Source organism: Shimia sp. (assembly GCF_041624275.1).
Taxonomy (GTDB): Bacteria; Pseudomonadota; Alphaproteobacteria; order Rhodobacterales; family Rhodobacteraceae; genus Shimia.
Genome location: NZ_JBFJVE010000259.1, coordinates 1 through 3,201 on the forward strand (window position 1 = coordinate 1; position 3,201 = coordinate 3,201).

Annotated in this window: 3 protein-coding genes; all 3 read right to left on the minus strand. The window is 63.9% G+C overall.

Features of this window, described 5'->3' with window-relative positions:
- Positions 1–56: 56 nt before the first annotated feature.
- Entirely contained in the window at positions 57–1,262 is a 1,206-nt protein-coding gene (locus tag ABZD10_RS14685) for an ABC transporter permease (RefSeq protein ID WP_372887632.1), read from the minus strand.
- Positions 1,263–1,277: 15 nt separating this feature from the next.
- Positions 1,278–2,363, minus strand: a complete 1,086-nt coding sequence (locus tag ABZD10_RS14690) for an ABC transporter permease (RefSeq protein WP_372887634.1) — start codon at positions 2,361–2,363, stop codon at positions 1,278–1,280.
- A gap of 458 nt (positions 2,364–2,821) precedes the next feature.
- The coding region (locus ABZD10_RS14695) for a helix-turn-helix domain-containing protein (RefSeq protein WP_372887636.1) at positions 2,822–3,201 on the minus strand (380 nt) is incomplete at its 5' end.

The window sequence follows — 3,201 nt, forward strand, 5'->3', positions numbered from 1 at the left end:
CCCCCCCCCCCCCCCCCCCCCCCCCCCCCCCCCCCCCCCTCCCCTCGGGTGAGGCGTCAGTCGCGCAGGCTTTCCTCGCGCAGCCCGTCCGCCAAGAGGTTGAGCCCCAGCACCAGGCTCAGCAGCGAGAAGGCGGGCACCAGCGCCGGGTGGGCATAGATCGCCAGCAGCTTGCGCCCGTCATTGATCGTGGTGCCCCAGTCCGGGCTCTCCGGCGGCAGGCCGAGGCCGAAGAAGCCGAGGGTGCCGAGAAGGATCGTGGTATAGCCGATGCGCAGGCAGAAATCGACGATCAGCGGCCCACGGGCGTTGGGCAGGATCTCCCACAGCATGATGTACCACGGGCCCTCGCCGCGGGTCTGGGCGGCGGCGACATAGTCGCGGGTCTGGATGTCCAGCGCCAGGCCGCGCACGATGCGGAACACGGTCGGCGAATTGACGAAGACCACCGAGACGAAAACCACCAGGATGCCGCTGTTGATGTTGAACAGGTCAAGGAAGCTCGGCAGCACGTTGATCACCGTGCCCGGGGCGGAAATCCCCGAGAGATAGAACCAGACCATCACCACCAGCACCACCGCCAGCAGCGGATTGCGCAGCTTGGGCCGGGTGTAATAGCGCGAGTTCAGCAGCACCGCGACAAAGACGATCGGGAACACGAAAAGCACCATCGCCATGTAGTTCGGAATGCCGGTGGCGACGATCTCGGGTGTCACCAGCAGATAGAACAGCAGGATCACCGGGAAGGCGAGGATCAGGTTGGCAAAGAAGGACAGCACCGTGTCCAGCCGCCTGCCGAAATAGCCCGCCGGCAGCCCCAGCGTGATGCCGACCATGAAGGCAAAGAGCGTCGCGAAGGGGGCGATGACGATGACGATCACGCTGCCGTGCACCATGCGGCTGAAGACGTCGCGCGCCAGGTTGTCGCCGCCCAGAAGATACCAGCACGAGGCGGCGCATTCGGCGGCATCCGCGCCGCGCACCGGGGTGCCGGGCAGTTTGTTCTTCATCCCCGAAAGCTGGCTCAGCGGGTCATGGGTGGCGATCATGTCGAACAGGCCGACGAAAAGCGCCGTGTAGACCCAGAACATCACCAGGAAGAAGCCGACCATGCCGATGGTGCTGTCGAACAGCTTGCCATAGAGCCCGAGGCGGCGCTTGTAGACGATGGAAAGCGTGAAGGTCACGAAAAGCGCAATCCACACCGGCGAAAACTGGAACAGCACACGCAGAAGAATCTGGGGCCAGGTCAATGGGTCCATGGGTCTGGCTCCTTCCTATGAAATGCGAATGCGCGGGTTGAGATAGACATAGCCGATATCGGATATCAGCTGTGTCACCAGCACCACGAAAACCGAAACCACCGAGACCGCCAGCAGCATCTCGATATCGTTGTTGCCGGCCGCGTTCACCAGTTGCCAGCCGAAGCCGGAATAGGAGAACAGGGTCTCGACGATGACCACGCCGTTCAGCAGCCAGGGAAACTGCAGCATGATCACCGTGAAAGGCGCGATCAGGGCGTTGCGCAGGGCGTGTTTCAGCACGACATTGCCAAAGCTCACCCCTTTGAGCCGCGCGGTGCGGATATATTGCGCCGTCATCACCTCGGCCATCGAGGCGCGGGTCATGCGGGCGATATAGCCCATGCCGTAAAGCGCGATGGTCAGGACCGGCAGGGTGAAGTTCGCCAGGTTGGCGTCGTCCATCGCGGTCTTGGCGGTGCCCTTGAACAGCGCCTTGCCCTCGATCAGCCCCCAGTCGTGCAGGATCGGCCCCAGCCCCTGCCGGGTCGAGGCCAAGAGCGCGATGAAGATCACCCCCGAGACATATTCCGGTGTCGCCGTCGACAGGATCGAGATGGTCGAGAACGAGCGGTCGGTGCGGCTGCCCTCGCGCATCCCGGCCAGCACCCCGATGATCAGCGCCGAGGGCACCATCACCACCATCACCCAGAACATCAGCTTGCCGGTATTGGCCAGCCGCGATCCCAGCACGCTGGCCACCGGTGCCTTGGCCACGGTCGAAAAGCCCCAGTCGCCCTGCAGGATGCCGCAGAACCGCGGCGTGTCCTCGGGCGTGACGCCGGGGCGGACGCATTTGCCGACCAGCGAGCCGTCTTCCTTGACGGTGCGATAGCCGGGCATCAGCCCCAGCCACTGGGCATATTTGATCGGTGAGGATTGCAGATATCCGCGATCCCCGAGATAGGAGGCCACGGCTTCGTCCGACATCCGGAAGTTGCCCTGGGATTTGGCCAGTTTCTCGAGGTTGGGATAGAGATTGGTCATGAAAAACACGATGAACGTCAGGCAGAGTGCCGTGAAGATCATCATTGCGACCCGTCTAAGAATAAACAGTCCCATGAGATTCCCTGTTGGTCTGTTTCGTGGATCCCGGCGGGGTATTCCCGCTCAAGTGCGAATGCCGCGATGCGGACAAGGCGGCGTGAATGCGTCGTCAGCGGGGGGACATCGGCCTGCCTGGCCGGACGGGTGCCGGCAAGGGCACGGGGGCGCCGGTCGCCGGAGCGACGGCACCACAGGTCAGGTAGCTGGCAGCAGCTGGCATCTATCTCCCCCATCCGGAAAACCTGCGCCGTCATTTGCGGGCGGTTCTCCGATCTTATTGTTGCTCGGGCCGGTTTCTTTCGGCTCTGGCAAAGTTGTGAAGGGTATTCGGCACCAGATATGTCGCGACGTCAATGTTCTCGATCGTCACTTGTTGGCACAAAAGCGACATCTGTGGCGTCGAAAAACGGCCGTGATGGCGGATTGTGGCGGTTTCCTCCCGTCTTGCCCGGCGCATTGGGCAGGGAGGGCGATCAGCCCTCGGGGTTGGCGGCCCGCCGAATCTGGCTGGGGGCGGCGCCGAAATGCTGCTGGCTGAAACGGGTGAAATAGGCGGCGCTGCCAAAGCCGAGGAAGTCGGCGATCTCGTTGATCGGCAGCGTGGTGCGGATCAGCATCTGGCGCGCCTCGTGCTGCACCACCTGTCCGAGCATCTCGGCCGCGGTCAGCCCGGCGCATTGGCGGCAGACCCGGGTCAGGTGGGTCGGCGTGATGTCGAGCATCTCGGCGTAATCCAGCATCGGCCGGCCCGAGCGATAGCCCTCGGCCAGAAGGTCGCAGAAACGGCGCACGATGCGTTCGGCGGCGCTGGCGCGCGGGGTCGCGCCCTGAAGCAGCATCTGGCGGCGCAGCC